This is a genomic window from Caldimonas sp. KR1-144 (assembly GCF_049446155.1).
Taxonomy (GTDB): Bacteria; Pseudomonadota; Gammaproteobacteria; order Burkholderiales; family Burkholderiaceae_C; genus Rivibacter.
Genome location: NZ_JBMSEE010000010.1, coordinates 204,800 through 222,767 on the forward strand (window position 1 = coordinate 204,800; position 17,968 = coordinate 222,767).

12 protein-coding genes and 3 tRNA genes are annotated in these 17,968 nt (G+C 67.9%); 4 read left to right on the plus strand and 11 right to left on the minus strand.

Going from position 1 to position 17,968, the window contains the following annotated elements:
• Positions 1-2: 2 nt before the first annotated feature.
• Positions 3-752, minus strand: a complete 750-nt coding sequence (locus ACO2TI_RS20955; protein ID WP_423287121.1) for an electron transfer flavoprotein subunit beta/FixA family protein — start codon at positions 750-752, stop codon at positions 3-5.
• 180 nt (positions 753-932) lie between these two features.
• Between ACO2TI_RS20955 and murI the strand changes: the two genes are divergently transcribed.
• Positions 933-1,778 (plus strand): glutamate racemase, encoded by an 846-nt coding sequence (gene murI / locus ACO2TI_RS20960; protein WP_423287122.1) that lies wholly within the window; start codon positions 933-935, stop codon positions 1,776-1,778.
• 299 nt (positions 1,779-2,077) lie between these two features.
• Here murI and ACO2TI_RS20965 read toward each other — a convergent pair whose 3' ends face one another.
• Positions 2,078-3,403 carry a cation:proton antiporter gene (locus ACO2TI_RS20965; RefSeq protein ID WP_423287123.1) on the minus strand — a complete coding sequence of 442 codons (1,326 nt, stop codon included), beginning with the start codon at positions 3,401-3,403 and terminating at the stop codon, positions 2,078-2,080.
• 56 nt (positions 3,404-3,459) lie between these two features.
• Here ACO2TI_RS20965 and ACO2TI_RS20970 point away from each other — a divergent pair, with 56 nt between their 5' ends.
• Positions 3,460-5,142 (plus strand): AAA family ATPase, encoded by a 1,683-nt coding sequence (locus ACO2TI_RS20970; RefSeq protein WP_423287124.1) that lies wholly within the window; start codon positions 3,460-3,462, stop codon positions 5,140-5,142.
• Between the two features lie 3 nt (positions 5,143-5,145).
• Positions 5,146-5,907 carry a general secretion pathway protein GspB gene (locus ACO2TI_RS20975; protein WP_423287125.1) on the plus strand — a complete coding sequence of 254 codons (762 nt, stop codon included), beginning with the start codon at positions 5,146-5,148 and terminating at the stop codon, positions 5,905-5,907.
• Between the two features lie 59 nt (positions 5,908-5,966).
• Here ACO2TI_RS20975 and ACO2TI_RS20980 read toward each other — a convergent pair.
• The 9 genes from ACO2TI_RS20980 to ACO2TI_RS21020 form a co-directional block, all read right to left on the minus strand.
• Positions 5,967-6,040 (minus strand) — tRNA-Cys (locus ACO2TI_RS20980).
• A 75-nt stretch (positions 6,041-6,115) separates the two neighbouring features.
• A tRNA-Gly gene (locus ACO2TI_RS20985) sits at positions 6,116-6,191 on the minus strand.
• Positions 6,192-6,296: 105 nt separating this feature from the next.
• On the minus strand, positions 6,297-8,729 hold the full coding sequence (lon, locus tag ACO2TI_RS20990; protein WP_423287126.1) for an endopeptidase La: 2,433 nt from the start codon (positions 8,727-8,729) through the stop codon (positions 6,297-6,299).
• Positions 8,730-8,889: 160 nt separating this feature from the next.
• On the minus strand, positions 8,890-10,170 hold the full coding sequence (clpX, locus tag ACO2TI_RS20995) for an ATP-dependent Clp protease ATP-binding subunit ClpX (RefSeq protein WP_423287127.1): 1,281 nt from the start codon (positions 10,168-10,170) through the stop codon (positions 8,890-8,892).
• A 116-nt stretch (positions 10,171-10,286) separates the two neighbouring features.
• Positions 10,287-10,895, minus strand: coding sequence for an ATP-dependent Clp endopeptidase proteolytic subunit ClpP (gene clpP / locus ACO2TI_RS21000; RefSeq protein WP_423287128.1), 609 nt, complete (start codon positions 10,893-10,895; stop codon positions 10,287-10,289).
• 135 nt (positions 10,896-11,030) lie between these two features.
• Positions 11,031-12,341 carry a trigger factor gene (gene tig / locus ACO2TI_RS21005; protein ID WP_423287129.1) on the minus strand — a complete coding sequence of 437 codons (1,311 nt, stop codon included), beginning with the start codon at positions 12,339-12,341 and terminating at the stop codon, positions 11,031-11,033.
• A 29-nt stretch (positions 12,342-12,370) separates the two neighbouring features.
• Positions 12,371-12,457, minus strand: a tRNA-Leu gene (locus ACO2TI_RS21010).
• Between the two features lie 85 nt (positions 12,458-12,542).
• Positions 12,543-15,761 (minus strand): efflux RND transporter permease subunit, encoded by a 3,219-nt coding sequence (locus ACO2TI_RS21015; RefSeq protein ID WP_423287130.1) that lies wholly within the window; start codon positions 15,759-15,761, stop codon positions 12,543-12,545.
• 15 nt (positions 15,762-15,776) lie between these two features.
• Positions 15,777-16,859 carry an efflux RND transporter periplasmic adaptor subunit gene (locus tag ACO2TI_RS21020; protein WP_423287131.1) on the minus strand — a complete coding sequence of 361 codons (1,083 nt, stop codon included), beginning with the start codon at positions 16,857-16,859 and terminating at the stop codon, positions 15,777-15,779.
• Between the two features lie 168 nt (positions 16,860-17,027).
• Here ACO2TI_RS21020 and hpnC point away from each other — a divergent pair, with 168 nt between their 5' ends.
• Positions 17,028-17,867, plus strand: coding sequence for a squalene synthase HpnC (hpnC, locus tag ACO2TI_RS21025; RefSeq protein WP_423287132.1), 840 nt, complete (start codon positions 17,028-17,030; stop codon positions 17,865-17,867).
• Positions 17,868-17,968 lie beyond the last annotated feature (101 nt).

The following is a 17,968-nucleotide window of genomic DNA, read 5'->3' on the forward strand; positions in this document are numbered from 1 at the left end:
GGTCAGATCACCTTCGCTTCGTTCTTGAGCTTGGCCACCAGCGTGGCGACGTCGGGCACCTTGATGCCGGCCGAGCGCTTGGGCGGCTCGCTGACCTTGAGCGTCTTGATGCGCGGCGTGACATCGACGCCGAGATCGGCCGGCTTGACCGTCTCGAGCGGCTTCTTCTTGGCCTTCATGATGTTGGGCAGCGTCACGTAGCGCGGCTCGTTGAGGCGCAAGTCGGTGGTGATCACGGCCGGCAGCGACAGCGACACGGTCTCCAGGCCGCCGTCGACCTCCCGCGTGACCTTGACCTTGCCATCGGCCACCTCGACCTTGGAGGCGAACGTGGCTTGCGGCAGATCTGCCAGCGCGGCCAGCATCTGGCCGGTCTGGTTGCAGTCGTCGTCGATGGCCTGCTTGCCCAGGATCACGAGGCCGGGCTGCTCCTTGTCGACCAGGGCCTTGAGGATCTTGGCCACGGCCAGCGGCTGCAGCTCGGCGTCCGTCTCGACCAGGATGGCGCGGTCGGCGCCGATGGCCATCGCCGTGCGCAGCGTCTCCTGGCACTGGGTCACGCCGCACGACACCGCGACGATCTCGGTGACGATGCCCTTTTCCTTCAGGCGCGTGGCCTCTTCGACGGCGATCTCGTCGAAGGGGTTCATGCTCATCTTGACGTTGGCGATGTCCACACCGCTGCCGTCGCTCTTCACGCGCACCTTGACGTTGAAGTCAACCACGCGCTTGACCGGAACCAGGGCCTTCATGAAACGCTCTCCTCGAAGGAAGTCTGTGCAAAACCTGACGGCATTCTATGGAGCGACGAGGAGGCAACTGCCTGGGTCGGCCACAAAAAAGCACGATCGTTCGATTTCAGATTCTACTCGAATGGCTTCGACCGCCTGCCACCTGCGCGACAACCGGCACCGCAGCTAGACTCGCGCGCCGTGTCCGCCGCCCGTGTGTCGCCCGAACCCGCAGCCATTGGCTCGCCCACTCTCCATGTCGGCGTGTTCGATTCCGGCGTGGGAGGGCTGTCTGTGTTGCGCGCGCTGCGTCGGCACTTGCCGGGCGCGCGCCTGAGCTACCTCGCCGACTCGGCACATGCGCCGTATGGCGAGCGCGATGCCGCTTTCGTTGCCGAGCGCTCGCGCGCGATGACGAGCGTGCTCGTCGAGCGGGGCGCACAGTTGGTCGTCGTCGCCTGCAACACGGCCACCGCGCTGGCGATCGACGGGCTGCGTGAAGCGCATCCGTCCTTGCCCTTCGTCGGCGTCGAGCCGGGTATCAAGCCGGCGCTGGCTGCCACACGCGTTGGCCGCGTGGGTGTGATGGCCACGAGCGCCACGCTGTCCAGCGAGCGCTTTCGCCGGCTGCTGCAAGCGCAGGCCGCGCTTCATCCCTCGGTGGACGTCGCATTGCAGCCGTGCCCCGGTCTCGCCCGCGCGCTCGAACAGGGCCCCGCGGGGATGGCCCAGGTAGCCGAACTCGCGCAGCGCTACGCGCGGCCCTTGCGCGAGGCTCGGGTCGACGTCGTCGTGCTTGGCTGCACACACTATCCGTTCGCAGCAGCCGAGATCGCGGCCGCGCTCGGGCCCGATGTGACGCTGCTCGACACCGCCGTCGCGGTGGCACAGCAGGCGGCGCGCCTGGCGGCCAACCTCGAACCCCTGGCCATCACCGACGCCAGCACCACGCTCGGGACCACCGGCGATCCGCAGGCGCTCGCCGACATCGCGCGCGCGTGGCTGGACTTCCCGTTCGACGTGCCGCCCTTGCGCATCGACACCTGAAGCGCTCGATCGAGCCTGGTGCCCCGACCCGGGATCGAACCGGGATGGACCTTCTCGGTCCCGCGGATTTTCTTACCCGCCACGGCTTTCGCCGCCGCGACGCTCGCACATCGCGTTTGGGGTCTGGAGCGCGCCTTCACCCTGGCGCCGTTGCCGACGCTGTAGGTGCCCGCCGTCCGCTCTCTACACCTTCCGCACGGACCGGCCGCGCGGCTTGGCTCGGCGTTGCCTCGCGAGCAGACTCGCAGGGGGTTCACCGAGTTTGACGGGATTCACGCTGCACGTTTCCGTGCAGGTGCTCAAGATGAATCAAGTCCGCTGCGTCTGCCTGTTTCGCCATCGGGGCCAGGCGCGATCGTAGCCGCAGCACGGACACATCCGGGCGAAAGCCGGCACATGGCCAGCCACGGGAACAGCAGGACGCTCAGCAAACCCGCGGCCACCAGCCGCGTCGCCTCGAGCGGCGCCATGTGCCCCGCCGCCACGGCCGCGGAAGACAGCGCGACGATCATCGACAGCGACGTGGCCGACAGCAGCGCCAGCGCCTGCGTCTGCCGCACGCCGAGATCGCGGACGAACAGCACGGCCGGCAGCCCGCGCACGGCGAGCAACGCAGCGGTCAGCAGCACGACGTCGGGCCACGATGCCGCGTCCGCCATCAGGGGCCGCACTTCGAGCCGCATGCCGCTCGTGACGAAGAAGATCGGCACCAGCAGGCCGAAGCCCACCGCATCGAGCTTGTGGCCCAGCTCGTCATCGAGCGGCGCGCCGCGCTGCTCGCGTCGAGCCAGCCCAACGGCCAGCCCGGCCACCAGCGCGCCCAGCGCCAGCTCCAGGCGCAGCCAATGCGCCAGCCCCATCATCGCGACCATCAGCAACAGGCACAGCCGGATCGGCCATTGGCCGCTGCGATGCATCGCGCGGCCGATCTCGCGGATCAAGCCTGGCGGGCGCACGCGCAACGATGCCCAGCACACCGCCAGCGCGGCAAGCATGAACACGAGCGTCGCGCCGATCTGCCGCGCTTCGCCGCCTCGTCCGGCCAACAGCAGCGACATCAGCAGCACAGGCCCGAGCTCTCCTATCACGGCACAGGCGATCACCGCACGTGCGAAGTCGCTCGCACCGCACTGCATGTCGCGCAGCACCGGCGCGACGATGCCCAGCGCGGTCGTCGCCAGTGCGATCGCGACCACATGACGATCGGTGATGACGCCCGCGCTGCCGAGGCCCCATGCAGCAACAGTCGCCAGCCCCAGCGAGATCGCCCAACTGCCGACGCCGCGAGCCAGCGACGGCCCACGCAACTCGCGGACATCGATCTCCATGCCAGCCAGGAAGAACAGCAAGGCCATGCCCATCACGGCAAGAACCTGCAGGCCGCCATCGACCTCGGCGAGCTGCAGGCCGTGAGGGCCGATCGCAACGCCCAGGAGCAGCTCCAGCGCAATCACCGGCAGCCGCGCCGACGCGCCGCGTTGGCTCAGCCAGGGCGCGAGCGCGGCCGCACCGATGACCCAGGCGGTCGAAGCGAAATCAAGGTCGTCGAGCACGGTGACATGGACACGCACGAGGTTGCCGATGCACTCTAGCCACGCGCGCCGCCCCGCGAATGCCGGCCCCATGACCGATTGCTGACGTATTTGCGGGCGCGGCGTTGCGCGCCCGCTATGCTTTGCCCATGTACGCGCCCTTCTTCGGCCTGAAGCACGAGCCGTTCTCCATCGCCCCGGACCCGCGCTACCTCTACATGAGCGAGCGCCATCGGGAGGCCTTGGCGCATCTGCTCTACGGGCTCGGCAGCGGCGGCGGCTTCGTCTTGCTCACGGGCGAGATCGGCGCGGGCAAGACCACCGTGTGCCGCTGCTTCCTCGAGCAGATTCCCAAGCGCTGCAACGTCGCCTACATCTTCAACCCCAAGCTCACCGTCGAGGAACTGTTGCGCACAATCTGCGACGAGTTCCACGTGCCGTACCGGCACATCGGCGAAGGCGCACCGACAGTCAAGGACTACGTCGATCCGCTCAACGAGTACCTGCTGAAGACGCACGCGGTCGGTCAGAACAACATCCTCATCGTCGACGAGGCGCAGAACCTCTCGATCGACGTCCTCGAGCAGCTGCGCCTGCTCACCAACCTCGAGACCAATGAACGCAAGCTGCTGCAGATCGTGCTGATCGGCCAGCCCGAGCTGCGCGGGCTGCTGGCCAGCCCCAAGCTCGAGCAACTGGCGCAGCGCGTGGTCGCGCGTTATCACCTGGGCGCGCTGTCTCCTGAGGAGACGGTGCACTATGTGCGGCACCGCCTCGGCGTGGCGGGCCTGACCGCCGCCTTGCCGTTCGAGCCGGCGGCGCTCGATCGCATCCATCGCCTCTCGCGCGGCGTGCCGCGGCGCATCAACCTGCTTTGCGATCGCGCGATGCTTGGCGCCTACGCGTCGGGCGTGGCCCGTGTCGACCGCAAGACCGTCGACAAGGCAGCCGCCGAAGTGTTCGGGGACGCCGAGCCGGCGCCTCGTCGCCGCGTCGCGCTCGCGGCCGGCACGGCGGCGGTGCTGATGCTGGCCGCCGGCGGCGGCACGTACTGGACGATGGGCAGCCGTTCGGAGACGCATGCCGCGACGGCGGCGGCGCCCGCCGCTGTCGCGGCGTCGCGGACCGCGGCCTTGACACCGCCTGCACCGACAGGCGCGTCCGCGCCGATCGAGCGGCGAGCCATGAGCGGCGATGCGGCCGCGTCGGCGGCCGAAGCGACCACGGCGTCAGCACCCGAGTGGCTGCGCTCCGAAGCGCAGGCCCTGCGTCGGCTCGCAGCGCGATGGAACGTCACGATCGGGGCTGACGAGGATCCGTGCCAGCAAGCCACGCGACACGGCATGCGCTGCTTCAAGATCAGCGGCGGGCTCGGCCTCATTCGCCGGCTCGATCGACCGGTCGTGCTGACCCTGTACGACGACGCCGGACGCGCGAGCTACGCCGTGCTCGCCGCCATCGAAGGCGACCGCCTCGTGCTGGGCACCGACGATGGTGGCAGCCGCCGGCTGCCGCTGGACAGCCTGACCAGTTCGTGGCGCGGTGAGTTCAGCACCTTCTGGCGCGCGCCGCCCGGCTACCGCGGTGGCGCGCTGCCTGAAGGCAGCAGCGGCCCGGCTGTCGACTGGCTGGCCGCACGACTGGCCGCCGCGCAGGGCCGATCGGCGCCCGCCGCGCCCCAGACGCTGGACGCCGAGCTCAAGGGACGCGTCCAGGCCTTCCAGATCGCGCAGGGCCTGCGTCCCGACGGCCTCGCAGGCCCTGCGACGCTGATGCAACTCAACCGCGCGACCGGCATCGACGAGCCGCGACTGCTGGCGAGCGGGAGTTAAGCCATGTCGTACATCCTCGACGCGCTGCGCCGCTCCGATGCCGAACGCGAACGCGAGCAGGCGGGCGTACCGAAGCTCTTCACTCAGCAAGCTGCCGGACCGCTGTCGCGCGCCGACCCGGCCGTCCCCCGTGAACGACCGGTGTTGTTGTGGGTGATGATCGGCATCGCTCTTGGGCTGGCGGCGCCGGCCCTATGGTTCGCGCTCGGCCGCAGCGGCCCTGACCCCATGCCAGTGCCTCAGGCGACCGGCCACGGCCCGACCACGATGCCGGCGATGCCTGCACCGCCAAATGCTGCGCCACGGTCGCAACCACAGCCTGAGGCCGTGCCCCGCCAGGCCGCGGAGCCGCGACCGCTCGAACGAGCGGCTCTACCGACCGCTCCGCAAGGCCCGGGACCGCACAGCCTAGCGATCGAAGCCGCCGCGATGCCGGCGCGCCAGCCAGCCGACGAACCGTCGCGCACGGCACCGAGAACTCCGCCACGGGCTTTGGCACCGACGCCACCGCCAGCCGCCAAGGTGGAGTCGTCCGAACGCATCCCCAAGTTGTCGGAGCTGCCAGAGAGCCTGCGTCGGGAACTGCCACCGCTGGCCTTCGGAGGCGCGGTCTACTCGGATACGCCTTCGGCGCGCTTCGTGATCCTCAACGGCCTGATCCATCGCGAGCAAGACCGCGTGGCGCCCGATCTCGTCGTCGAACAGATCAAGTTGAAGGCGGCCGTGCTGCGCTATCGCGACCAGCGCTTCGAGATCACCTTCTAGCCGCACGCGTCTCCGGGCGGACAAAGAAAAACGGCCCCCGAGGGGGCCGTTCACATGTTTGGAGGCGCGGGCCGGAATCGAACCGACCTAAACGGATTTGCAATCCGCTGCATAACCGCTTTGCTACCGCGCCGGTGAAGAACGTTGCGAGCAACGCGCCGCACTTTAACCGACAAAAAAGGGAAGCGGCTGCTTCCCTTTGTGTATCTGGAGCGGGAGACGAGTCTCGAACTCGCGACCTTAACCTTGGCAAGGTTACGCTCTACCAACTGAGCTACTCCCGCATTGCTCACGATGCCGTTGCTGCCTGGCGTTTCGTCCTGGCCTCATCGTTGTCGTGAGCCTCGCATTATAGGGGGCCTTGCGCAGGCATTGCAAGCCCCTTCGCTTCAATGCTTCACGGCCTCCTGCGAAGCGGTGCCCGTGGTCGTTGCATCGGCCTTCGCAGGCGCCGCTTCGGCCTTGACCTCGTCATCGAGGGACAGGGCCTGCGGCTGTCGCTCGAGCGCGAGTTCCAGCACGCGGTCGATCCACTTCACCGGAACGATCTCGAGATGGTTCTTCACGTTCTCGGGAATCTCCTGAAGATCCTTGACGTTCTCCTCAGGGATCAGCACGGTCTTGATGCCACCGCGGTGGGCGGCCAGCAGCTTCTCCTTCAGACCGCCGATCGCCGTGACCTCGCCGCGCAGCGTGATCTCGCCAGTCATCGCCACATCGGCCTTGACCGGGATGCCGCTGAGCGCCGAGACGAACGCCGTCGTCATCGCGATGCCGGCGCTGGGACCATCCTTGGGCGTCGCCCCATCCGGCACGTGGATGTGGATGTCGCGCTTCTCGAAAAGCTCGTCCTTGATGCCCAGCCGAGCGGCACGCGAACGCACCACCGAACGAGCAGCCTCGACAGACTCCTTCATCACGTCGCCGAGCGAGCCGGTGCGGATGATGTTGCCCTTGCCCGGCATCACCGCCGACTCGATCGTCAGCAGGTCGCCGCCGACTTCCGTCCATGCCAGGCCGACGACCTGGCCGACCTGGTTCTGCTTCTCCGCACGGCCGAAGTCGTACTTGCGCACGCCGAGGAAGTCATTGAGGTTCTCGTCGTCCACGACGACGCGGCCTTCGTACTTCTTCAGCGACAGGCCCTTGACCACCTTGCGGCAGATCTTGCTGATCTCGCGCTCAAGCGAACGCACGCCGGCCTCGCGGGTGTAGTAGCGGATGATTCCGCGGATCGCGCCTTCGGTGACGTCGAGTTCCTCGTCCTTCACGCCGTTGTTCTTGCGCTGCTTGGGCAGCAGGTACTTCTGCGCGATGTTGACTTTCTCGTCCTCGGTGTAGCCCGACAGGCGGATCACTTCCATCCGGTCGAGCAGCGCCGGCGGGATGTTCATCGAGTTCGAGGTGGCCACGAACATCACGTCGGACAGGTCGAAGTCGACCTCGATGTAGTGGTCGCCGAAGGTGTGGTTCTGCTCCGGGTCGAGCACCTCGAGCAGCGCCGACGACGGGTCACCGCGGAAGTCCATGCCGAGCTTGTCGATCTCGTCGAGCAGGAACAGCGGGTTGCGCGTGCCGACCTTGGCGAGGTTCTGCAGCACCTTGCCCGGCATCGAGCCGATGTAGGTGCGGCGGTGACCGCGGATCTCGGCCTCGTCGCGCACGCCGCCCAGCGCCATGCGAACGAACTTGCGGCCGGTGGCGCGCGCCACGCTCTGGCCGAGCGAGGTCTTGCCCACGCCCGGGGGGCCGACCAGGCACAGGATCGGCGCCTTCACCTTGTCGACGCGCTGCTGCACGGCAAGGTACTCGAGGATGCGGTCCTTGACCCGCTCGAGGCCGTAATGGTCCTCGTTGAGCACCTCCTCGGCGTGCGCGAGGTCGTGTTTGATCTTGGTCTTCTTGCTCCAGGGCAGGTTGACCAACGTGTCGATGTAGTTGCGCACGACCGTGGCTTCGGCCGACATCGGCGACATCAGCTTGAGCTTCTTGAGCTCGGCCTCGGCCTTCTTGCGCGCCTCCTTGGGCATGCGCGCGGCGGTGATCTTCTTCTCGAGCTCTTCGAGGTCGGCGCCTTCCTCGCCCTCGCCGAGCTCCTTCTGGATCGCCTTGACCTGCTCGTTGAGGTAGTACTCGCGCTGGCTCTTTTCCATCTGCCGCTTCACGCGGCCGCGGATGCGCTTTTCCACCTGCAGGATGTCGACCTCGTGCTCGAGCTGCTCGAGCAACTTCTCAAGACGCGAGGACACCGAGATCAGATCGAGCACGGCCTGCTTGTTCTCGAGCTTGAGCGGCAGGTGCGCGGCGATCGTGTCGGCCAGGCGGCCGGCGTCGTCGATCCCTGCGATCGAGGTCAGGATCTCCGGCGGAATCTTCTTGTTCAGCTTGACGTACTGGTCGAACTGCTGCGTCACGGCGCGGCGCAGCGCCTCGACCTCGGGCGAGACGGTCTGCTCGGGCGCCACGGGCACGATGCTCGCGACGAAGTGCTCGCCGTTGTCTTCGATCGACGTGGTGGTCGCGCGCTGCATGCCCTCGACGAGCACCTTCACGGTGCCGTCGGGCAGCTTGAGCATCTGCAGGATGCTGGAGACGCAGCCGACTTCGAACATGTCGTCGGCCTTGGGCTCGTCCTTGCCGGCGGCCTTCTGGGCGACCAGCATGATCTGGCGGCCGGCTTCCATGGCCGCTTCGAGCGCCTTGATCGATTTCGGCCGCCCGACGAACAGCGGGATGACCATGTGGGGGAAGACCACCACGTCGCGCAGCGGCAGCAGCGGCAGCGTGATCGGCTCGGCAGGCAGGATCGGATGTCCGGACATGGGGGTTCTCACTTTCTCAGGCGACGCGCAACTTCAGGCGTGCACGATGGCACAGAGGTGCGGGCCCAGACGGGAATTGCAAGTGCGGCAATCGCGGTGCCGCAGCGCCGCACGGTGCATGGCGGCGTTGGGCATCAATCATTGCGTCGGCTCGGGGCGTTCAGGCGCTGGCCTTCGCCTGTTCGCGGTAGACAAGCAAGGGCTTCGTGCCCTCGTCAATGGTGTGTTCGTCGACCACCACCTTCGCCACGCCATCGAGCGTGGGCAGGTCGAACATCGTGTCCAGCAGCGCTTGCTCCATGATGGAACGCAAGCCGCGTGCGCCGGTCTTGCGCGCGAGGGCCTTCTTGGCGATCGCCAGCAGCGCCGAGCTGCGGATCTCGAGGTCGACGCCGTCCATCGAGAACAGCGCTTGGTACTGCTTGAGCAGCGCGTTCTTGGGCTCGGTCAGGATCTGCACCAGCGCGTCTTCGGTCAGCTCGCCCAGCGTGGCGACCACCGGCAGGCGGCCGACCAGTTCCGGGATCAGGCCGAACTTGATCAGATCCTCGGGCTCCACTTCGCGGAAGACCTCGCTGATCTTGCGCTCCGACTTGCTGCGCACCGCCGCGCCGAAACCGATGCCCGACTTCTCCGAGCGGTTCTGGATCACCTTCTCGAGGCCATCGAAGGCGCCGCCGCAGATGAACAGGATGTTCGTCGTGTCGATCTGCAGGAAATCCTGGTTCGGGTGCTTGCGCCCGCCTTGCGGCGGCACGCTGGCCATGGTGCCTTCGACCAGCTTCAGCAAGGCCTGCTGCACGCCTTCGCCCGACACGTCGCGTGTGATGCTGGGGTTGTCGGCCTTGCGCGAGATCTTGTCGATTTCGTCGATGTAGACGATGCCGCGCTGCGCACGCTCGACGTCGTAGTTGCAGTTCTGCAGCAGCTTCTGGATGATGTTCTCGACGTCCTCGCCGACGTAGCCGGCTTCGGTCAGCGTCGTCGCGTCGGCGATCACGAACGGCACGTTCAGCAGGCGCGCGAGCGTCTGCGCGAGCAGCGTCTTGCCCGAGCCGGTGGGGCCGATCAGCAGGATGTTGCTCTTGGCGAGCTCGACGTCATCCTTCTTCTTGCCGGCGCCTTCGCCGACGTGCTTCAACCGCTTGTAGTGGTTGTAGACCGCCACGGCCAACGTGCGCTTGGCCGTGTCCTGGCCGATCACGTACTGGTCGAGGATGGCCTTGATCTCGCCGGGTACGGGCAGGTCGCTCTTGCCGCCCTTGGCGTCAGGCGACTCGGCCGGGACCTCGTCGCGGATGATGTCGTTGCACAGCTCGATGCACTCGTCGCAGATGAAGACCGACGGTCCTGCGATGAGCTTCTTGACCTCGTGCTGGCTCTTGCCGCAAAACGAGCAATACAGCACCTTTTCGCTGGAGGAGCCTTTTTTCTCGGGCATGGGCGTGCGGTGCTACAGGGAGGGGTTCGAGGGGATGATAGTGCAAAAGAAAACGGGGCCTTCCACTGGAAAAAGGCCCCGTTGCCGACGCTGTTGAGGCGCAAGCAGCGTCAGCCTCAGCCGCGCTTGGCGATCACCTCGTCGACCAGCCCGTAGGTGCGGGCATCGGGCGCGTCCATGAAGAAATCGCGCTCGGTATCGGCTTGTATCTTTTCCAGGCTCTGGCCGGTGCGTTCGGCCAGGATCCGGTTGAGCTGCTCGCGCGTCTTCAGGATCTCGCGCGCGTGGATCTCGATGTCGGTGGCCTGGCCTTGGGCGCCGCCCAGCGGCTGGTGGATCATGATCTTGGAGTTCGGCAAGGCGAAGCGCTTGCCCTTCTCGCCGGCTGCCAGCAGGAAGGCGCCCATGCTGGCCGCGATGCCCATGCACAGCGTCGAGACCGCCGGCTTGATGAACTGCATCGTGTCGTAGATCGCCATGCCGGCGCTGACGCTGCCGCCGGGCGAATTGATGTAAAGCGAGATGTCCTTGTCGGGGTTCTCGCTTTCCAGGAACAGCAGTTGCGCGACGACCAGGTTGGCGGTCTGGTCGTTGACCGGGCCCACGAGGAAGATCACACGCTCGCGCAGCAGGCGCGAGTAGATGTCGTAGGCGCGTTCGCCGCGGCCCGATTGTTCGATCACGATGGGCACCATGCCCAGGTTCTGCGTTTCCAGCGCGCTCATGGCTCGTTCCGTGGTTGGAATCGTCGGTAGATGCGGACGGATCATACGGTCACAAGAAGGCCCTGAAACGACGAAGGCGTCGCCCCGCAGGAGCGACGCCTTCCGGCGCTTCGACGGCCCTGGCAGGCCGGCGGATCAGGCCTGCTGCATCAGCTCGTCGAACGCGACAGCTTTGTCGGAGACCTTCGCCTTGCCGAGCACGAACTCGGCGACGTTGTTCTCGATCACCACCGCCTCGACCTCGGCCAGGCGCTGCGAGTCGCCGAAGTACCAGCGCTTCACGTCGTCGGGCTTCTCGTAGCTCTGGGCGAGCTCCTCGATGTGGCCGGTGATCTGCTCCGGCTTGGCCTGCAGCTGGTTGGCGCGCACCAGTTCGGCCACCACCAGGCCCAGGCGCACGCGGCGCTCGGCTTGCGGCTGGAACACCTCGGCCGGGATCGGCGCGTTGTCGGCGTCCTTGATGCCGCGCTGCTTCAGGTCGGCGCGGGCCTGCTCGGTCATGCGGCCGATCTCGTTTTGCACCAGCGCATTCGGCAGTTCCAGCTCGGCCGCCTTGACCAGCGCTTCCATCACGGCCGCCTTGTTGCGCGCCGCGACCCGGAACTTGACCTCGCGCTCGAGGTTCTTCTTGATGTCCGCGCGCAGGCCTTCGATCGTGGCGTCGGCAATGCCCAGCGACTTGGCGAACGCCTCGTTCACTTCCGGCAGGTTCTGCTGCTCGACCTTCTTCAGCGTCACCAGGAAGTCGGCTTCCTTGCCGGCCACGTCCTTGCCGTGGTAGTCCTCGGGAAACTGCAGCGGGAAGGTCTTGGACTCGCCGGCCTTCATGCCGCGCACGGCCTTCTCGAAGGCCTCGAGCATGCGGCCTTCGCCCAGGATGAACTGGAAGCCCTCCGCTCGGCCGCCCTCGAACGGCGTGCCGTCGATCTTGCCCTCGAAGTCGATCGTCACGCGATCGCCGTCGGCGGCGCCCTCGGCGGCCGGGCGCTGCGCGAAGGTGCGGCGCTGCTTGCGCAGGATCTCGAGCGTCTTGTCGATCGCCTCTTCGGTGACCTCGCTCGAGACGCGTTCGACCTCGACGCCCGACAGGTCGGCGATCTTGACTTCCGGATAGACCTCGAAGGTCGCATCGAAGGCCAGCTGGCCCTCGGGCGCGCCCTCCTTCTCGCTGATGCGCGGCATGCCGGCGACGCGGACCTTGGCCTCGTTGGCGGCCTTGTTGAAGGCCTCGCCGACCTTGTCGTTCATCACCTCGTACTGCACGGAGTAGCCGTAGCGCTGGGCGACGACGCTCATCGGCACCTTGCCGGGGCGGAAGCCGTCGGCCTTGACGGTCTTGGCGAGGCGCTTCAGGCGCGACTCGACCTCGTTCTTGATGACGTCGGCCGAGAGGGTCAGCGTGATGCGGCGCTCGAGCTTTTCGAGGGTTTCGACAGTGACGGCCATGGTGAGAACTCTTGCTGCGTTGTTGTGACTGGTGCGCGGGGCGGGACTCGAACCCGCACACCATCGCTGGCGTCAGGACCTAAACCTGGTGCGTCTACCAATTTCGCCACCCGCGCGGATGGAAACGGGGTGCCGTCGCTGCAATGACGCTCTCGCATCCTGCAGCGCAGGCGCCCCGTGGCGTACGCTGAGCCGGGGATTTTAACCGGCCGCGGCGGCGCTTCCCAGCATGGGTTCGCGCTTCACGCGGAACCAGGCCGCGTACATCGCCGGCAGCGCCAGCAAGGTGAGCGCCGTCGCAACGATCAGGCCGCCCATGATCGCGACCGCCATCGGGCCCCAGAACACGCTGCGCGACAGCGGGATCATCGCCAGCACCGCCGCCGCGGCGGTGAGCACGATCGGCCTGAAACGCCGCACCGCCGAATCGACGATCGCATCCCAGGCCGGCACGCCGCGCAGGCGATCGTGCTCGATCTGGTCGATCAGGATCACCGAGTTGCGCATGATCATGCCGGTCAGCGCGATCACGCCGAGCAGCGCGACAAAGCCGAACGGCCGGTTCAGCAGCAGCAGCGCGGCGGCGACGCCGGCGATGCCCAGCGGTCCCGTCAGGAACACCAGCATTGCGCGGCTGAAGCTGTGCAGCTGCAGCATCAGCAGCGTGAACATGATGAAGAGCATCAGCGGCGCGCCGGCGGCGATCGAGCCCTGGCCTTTGCTGCTCTCCTCCACCGCGCCGGCCACCTGGATCGTGTAGCCGGCCGGCATGCGGGCCATCAGTTCCTGCAGCTTGGGCCACACCTGCGCGGTCACCGTTGCGCCCTGCATGCCCTCGACCACGTCGCCCTGCACGGTGACGGCGAAATGCCGGCCCTCCCGCCACAGCACGCCCGGCTCCCACGTGTTGCTGATCTTGGCGATCTGCGTCAATGGGATCGAGCGGCCGCTGCTGGTCGGGACATAGGCATTGCCCAGATCGGTGATCGCGTTGCGCTCGTCGGCCGGCTGCCTGAGCACGATGTCGATCAGCCGGTCGCCCTCGCGGTACTGTCCGACCGTGGTGCCCGACAGGATGGTGCGTGACGCCTGCGCGATCGCCTGGCTCGTGACGCCGAGCGCGCGCGCCTTGTCCTGGTCGATCTCCATGCGCAGCACCTTGACCGACTCGTTCCAGTTGTCGTTGACGCCGCGCATGTTCGGATTCGCGCGCAGGATCTCCTTGGCCTGGTCGGCCCAGGCGCGCACGGCCTTGGCGTCGTCGCCCACCACGCGGAATTGAACCGGATACGGCACCGGCGGGCCGTTGGGCAGCAGCTTCACGCGGCCGCGCACCTCGGGGAACTCCTCGGCCAGCAGCGCGGGCAGCTTCTGGCGCAGCGATTCGCGCACCGCGAGGTCCTTGGGGATCAGGATCGCCTGGCTGACGTTCGTCTGCGGGAACACCTGGTCCAGCGGCAGATAGAAGCGCGGCACGCCCGAGCCCACCCAGGTGCTCACGCTCTGCACGCCGGGCTCCTTCATCATGCGCGCCTCGAAGCGCTTGGCCACCTCCTCGCTGGCCTCGAAGTTCGAGCCCTCGGGCAACCAAAGGTCGACCAGGATCTCAGGCCGGCTGGAGTCGGGGAAGAACTGCTGCTGCACTCGGCCCATGCCGACGATGCCGAGGGCAAAGGTCAGCAGCGTCGCGCCGATCGTGATCCAGCGGTGCTCGACGCACCAGTTCACCAGCGCGCGAAAGCGCAGGTAGAACGGCGTGTCGAACAGCTCGTGCGGGCTCGGGTCCTCGCCCGGCTTCACCGCATGCGGCTTGGTGTGCAGCAGCACCGTGCCCAGGTAAGGCACGAAGTACACCGACACCAGCCACGAGATCAGCAGCGCCGCGGTGGTGACCGCGAAGATCGCGAACGTGTATTCGCCCACCGCCGACTTGGCCAGGCCGATCGGCAGGAAGCCCGCCGCAGTGATCAGCGTGCCGGTGAGCATCGGCATCGCGGTGATCTCGTAGGCAAAGGTGGCCGCGCGCGCCTTGTCGTAGCCCTCCTCGAGTTTTCGAACCATCATCTCGACGGCAATGATGGCGTCGTCGACCAGCAGGCCCAGCGCGATGATCAAGGCACCCAGCGAGATCTTGTGCAGCCCCACGCCCCAGTAGTACATGGTCACGAAGGTGATCGCGAGCACCAGCGGAATCGTGATCGCCACCACCATGCCGGGCCACACGTCGATGCGAAAGCGCAGGCCGGTGGGCTTGGTGTGCAGGCCCAGGCTGATGAAGCTCACCGCCAGCACCACCACCACCGCTTCGATCAGCACGCGCACGAACTCGCCGACCGAGCGCGACACCGCCTGCGGCTGGTCCTGGATTTGCGCCAGCTCAATGCCCGCCGGCAGCTCCGACTGGATCTGGCTGGTCGCAGCCTGGAGCTGCTTGCCGAGCTCGATGATGTCGCCGCCCTTGGCCATCGAAATGCCCAGGCCCACGACGTTCTTGCCCTGGTGGCGCACCTTCAGCGTCGGCGGATCGACGTAGGCACGCGTGACCTGCGCGATGTCGCCCAGGCGCAGGCTGCTGGCCGCGCCGGTCTGCGGGTTCACCGCGCGGATCGGGAACGCGCGCAGCTCGTCGATCGACTTGAACACGCCGCCGATGCGCACCTGCAGCGTCTGGCCGGCCACGTTGAGCATGCCCGCGCCTTCGACCGCGTTCTGCGCCGACAGCTGCGCCAGCACGGCGTTGAGGTCGATGCCCAGCTGGGCCAGGCGCTTTTGTGAGATCTCGACGAAGACCTTCTCGGCCTGCACGCCGAACAGCTCGACCTTGGCCACGTCCTTGACGCGCAGCAGCCGCGAGCGCACGTCCTCGGCCTTCTGGCGCAGCTCCTCGTCGGAGAAGCCGTCGGCCGACAGCGCATAGATCGAGCCGTAGACGTCGCCGAACTCGTCGTTGAAGAACGGGCCCAGCACGCCCTGCGGCAGCTGGCCGCGCATGTCGCCGATCTTCTTGCGCGTGAGGTACCAGACGTTGGCCACCTCCTTGGGCGGCGAGCTGTCCTTGAGCTGGAAGATCGTCAGCGATTCACCCGGCTTCGTGTAGCTGCGGATCTTGTCGGCATACGGCACCTCCTGCAGCGTGCGCTCGATCTTGTCGGTCACCTGCTCGGCCATCTGCTGCGCGCTTGCGCCCGGCCAGTAGGCCTGCACGACCATCGCGCGGAACGTGAACGGCGGGTCCTCGTCCTGCCCGAGCTGGAAATAGGCCGCAAAGCCCAGCACCATCAGCACCACCATCAGGTAGCGCGTCAGCTCGGGGTGTTCGAGCGCCCAGCGCGAGATGTTGAAGCGCTTGGGCGTGTCGTTCGCTGCCGCGCCGGATTGCGGGCGCAGTTGGGTCTGCACATCGTGCACCTTGGCGTCCATGGGAGCCCTTCGCGGTCAGTGAGCCGAAGCGGCCGCAGCCGGCCCCGCCGCGGCGACGCCGTAGCGCTTGACGGGCTGGCCCGGCGTCAGCACATGCACGCCGGCGGTCACGATCTCCTGCCCCGGCGCGATGCCGGCGGCGACGAGCGCGAGGTTGCCTTCGGCCCCCACCACCTTCACCGGCTGCGGCTGCACCGTCATCTGCTGCGGATCGAGCCGCCAGACGGCGCTTTGCCCCTGGTGCTCGAACACCGCGGCCAGCGGCAGCTTGATCACGCCGTCCACGCGCGGCGCGTCGAGCAGCACCGTGGCGGTCTGGCCGAGCTTGACGTCGACGCGGCCCAGATCGGCCTTGACGAGGAAGGTGCGCGTCGTCGCATCGGCCGCGGCCGCGACTTCTCGCACCGTGGCCGGCAGCACCGTGTCGCTGCCCCACAGCCGCACGCGCAGCGCACCCGGCTTGCCCTCGAGCGGGCGCACCAGCGCCTGCTTGTCCTCGGGCACCGAGAAGACCACGTCACGCGGGCCGTCGTGCGCGAGCCGCACGATCGGCGTGCCGGCAGCGACCACCTGGCCCGGCTCGGCCTCGACCGCGGTGATGACGCCGGGCGCATCGGCAACCAGCGCCGAGTACGCGGCCTGGTTGCCCTGCACCGCCGCCTGCGCCTTGGCCTGGTCCAGCGTCGCCTGTGCCGACTTGAGCGTCGTCTCGCGGCGCTCGAGCTCGGCCGCGCCGATGAAGCCCTGCGCGCGCAGTTCCTGGTAGCGCTGGAAATCAGCCCGCGCCTGCACGAAGTTGGCTTGTGCCGCTGCCAGCGCGGCCTGCGCCGACTCCTGGCCCAGCCGCAGGTCCTGCGGATCGATCTGCGCCAGCACCTGCCCCGCCTTCACCGCGTCGCCGAGATCGACGTTGCGGCGCGCCACCTTGCCGGCGACGCGAAAGCCCAGCCGCGACTCGACGCGTGCGCGCACCTCGGCGGCGTACTCGTGCGTCGCGCCGGCGGAATCGGCCGCGATCGTCTGGGTGCGCACGGCGCGAACCGGTTCGGGCGCCGGTGCGGCCTTGGAACAAGCCGCCAGCACGGCCACGGCGGCCATGGCGGGCAGCCACCAGGCGAGAGAGCGCGCGCGAGCGAAAGGATCGGACAACGGCATTCGGGGCACCTGAATCAGTAACTGACTAACCGGTCAGTAATGTATTCGCGCGCTTCCGGCGCGTCAACGCGTTGCGGCAGGACCGGCGCAACGACAATGCGCGCCGCCATCATGAGCGTCGATCACTACGAGAACTTCCCGGTCGCGTCGATCCTGTGCCCGGCCGAGCTGCGCCCGGCGGTCGCGGCGATCTACTGGTTCGCGCGCACGGCCGACGACATCGCCGACGAGGGCGATGCGGCGCCGGCCCAGCGCCAGGCCGACCTCGCCGCCTACCGCGCCGAGCTGCGGCGCGCCGCCGCCAGCGAAGCGCCCTCGCCGCGCTGGCGCGCGGTGTTCGCGCCGCTGGCGCGCGCGATCCAGCGCCACGAGCTGCCCGTGCCGCTGCTCGAAGCTCTGCTCGACGCCTTCGAGCAGGACGTCGTCAAGCATCGCTACGCCGACCGCGGCGAGCTGCTGCACTACTGCGCGCGCTCGGCCAATCCGGTCGGGCGGCTGCTGCTGCACCTGTACCGCAAGCGCGCACCCGAGGCGACCGCGGCGCCGTCGCTCGCGCGCTCCGACGCCATCTGCACGGCCTTGCAGCTGATCAATTTCTGGCAGGACCTGAGCGTCGACCTGCCGCGCGGGCGCTGCTACCTGCCGCAGGACGCGATGGCCGCGCACGGCGTCGATCAGGCCACGCTGGCCGCGGGCTTCGATACGCCCGCGACGCAGGCGCTCGTTGCGCAGCAGTGCGACTGGGCACGCCAGCTCATGAACTCCGGCGCATCGCTCGCGCTGGACCTGCCTGGGCGCATCGGCTGGGAATTGCGCGGTGTCGTGCAAGGCGGACTGGCGATCCTCGACAAGATCGCCGCGCTCGACCACACCACGCTCTCGCGGCGCCCCGCGCTGGCCCGGCGCGATCTGCCCCTGCTGGCCTGGCGCGTGCTGACGATGCATTGGTAGTCCGCCCCGGCCGGCCGCCGGGCCGCCCCAAGGCCGGCCAGCCCCCTCGGGGGGGCAGCGCAGCGGCGCAGCCGCAAGCGTGGGGGCCAACGATTTGCAAC

Excerpts from the sequence above, each read along its gene's own strand:
- ACO2TI_RS20955 (WP_423287121.1), bottom strand. The coding sequence starts at position 752 with ATGAAGGCCCTGGTTCCGGTCAAGCGCGTGGTTGACTTCAACGTCAAG.
- ACO2TI_RS20965 (WP_423287123.1), bottom strand. The coding sequence starts at position 3,403 with ATGGGGCCGGCATTCGCGGGGCGGCGCGCGTGGCTAGAGTGCATCGGC.
- ACO2TI_RS20970 (WP_423287124.1), top strand. The coding sequence starts at position 3,460 with ATGTACGCGCCCTTCTTCGGCCTGAAGCACGAGCCGTTCTCCATCGCC.
- ACO2TI_RS20975 (WP_423287125.1), top strand. The coding sequence starts at position 5,146 with ATGTCGTACATCCTCGACGCGCTGCGCCGCTCCGATGCCGAACGCGAA.
- lon (WP_423287126.1), bottom strand. The coding sequence starts at position 8,729 with ATGTCCGGACATCCGATCCTGCCTGCCGAGCCGATCACGCTGCCGCTG.
- clpX (WP_423287127.1), bottom strand. The coding sequence starts at position 10,170 with ATGCCCGAGAAAAAAGGCTCCTCCAGCGAAAAGGTGCTGTATTGCTCG.
- clpP (WP_423287128.1), bottom strand. The coding sequence starts at position 10,895 with ATGAGCGCGCTGGAAACGCAGAACCTGGGCATGGTGCCCATCGTGATC.
- tig (WP_423287129.1), bottom strand. The coding sequence starts at position 12,341 with ATGGCCGTCACTGTCGAAACCCTCGAAAAGCTCGAGCGCCGCATCACG.
- ACO2TI_RS21015 (WP_423287130.1), bottom strand. The coding sequence starts at position 15,761 with ATGGACGCCAAGGTGCACGATGTGCAGACCCAACTGCGCCCGCAATCC.
- ACO2TI_RS21020 (WP_423287131.1), bottom strand. The coding sequence starts at position 16,859 with ATGGCCGCCGTGGCCGTGCTGGCGGCTTGTTCCAAGGCCGCACCGGCG.
- hpnC (WP_423287132.1), top strand. The coding sequence starts at position 17,028 with ATGAGCGTCGATCACTACGAGAACTTCCCGGTCGCGTCGATCCTGTGC.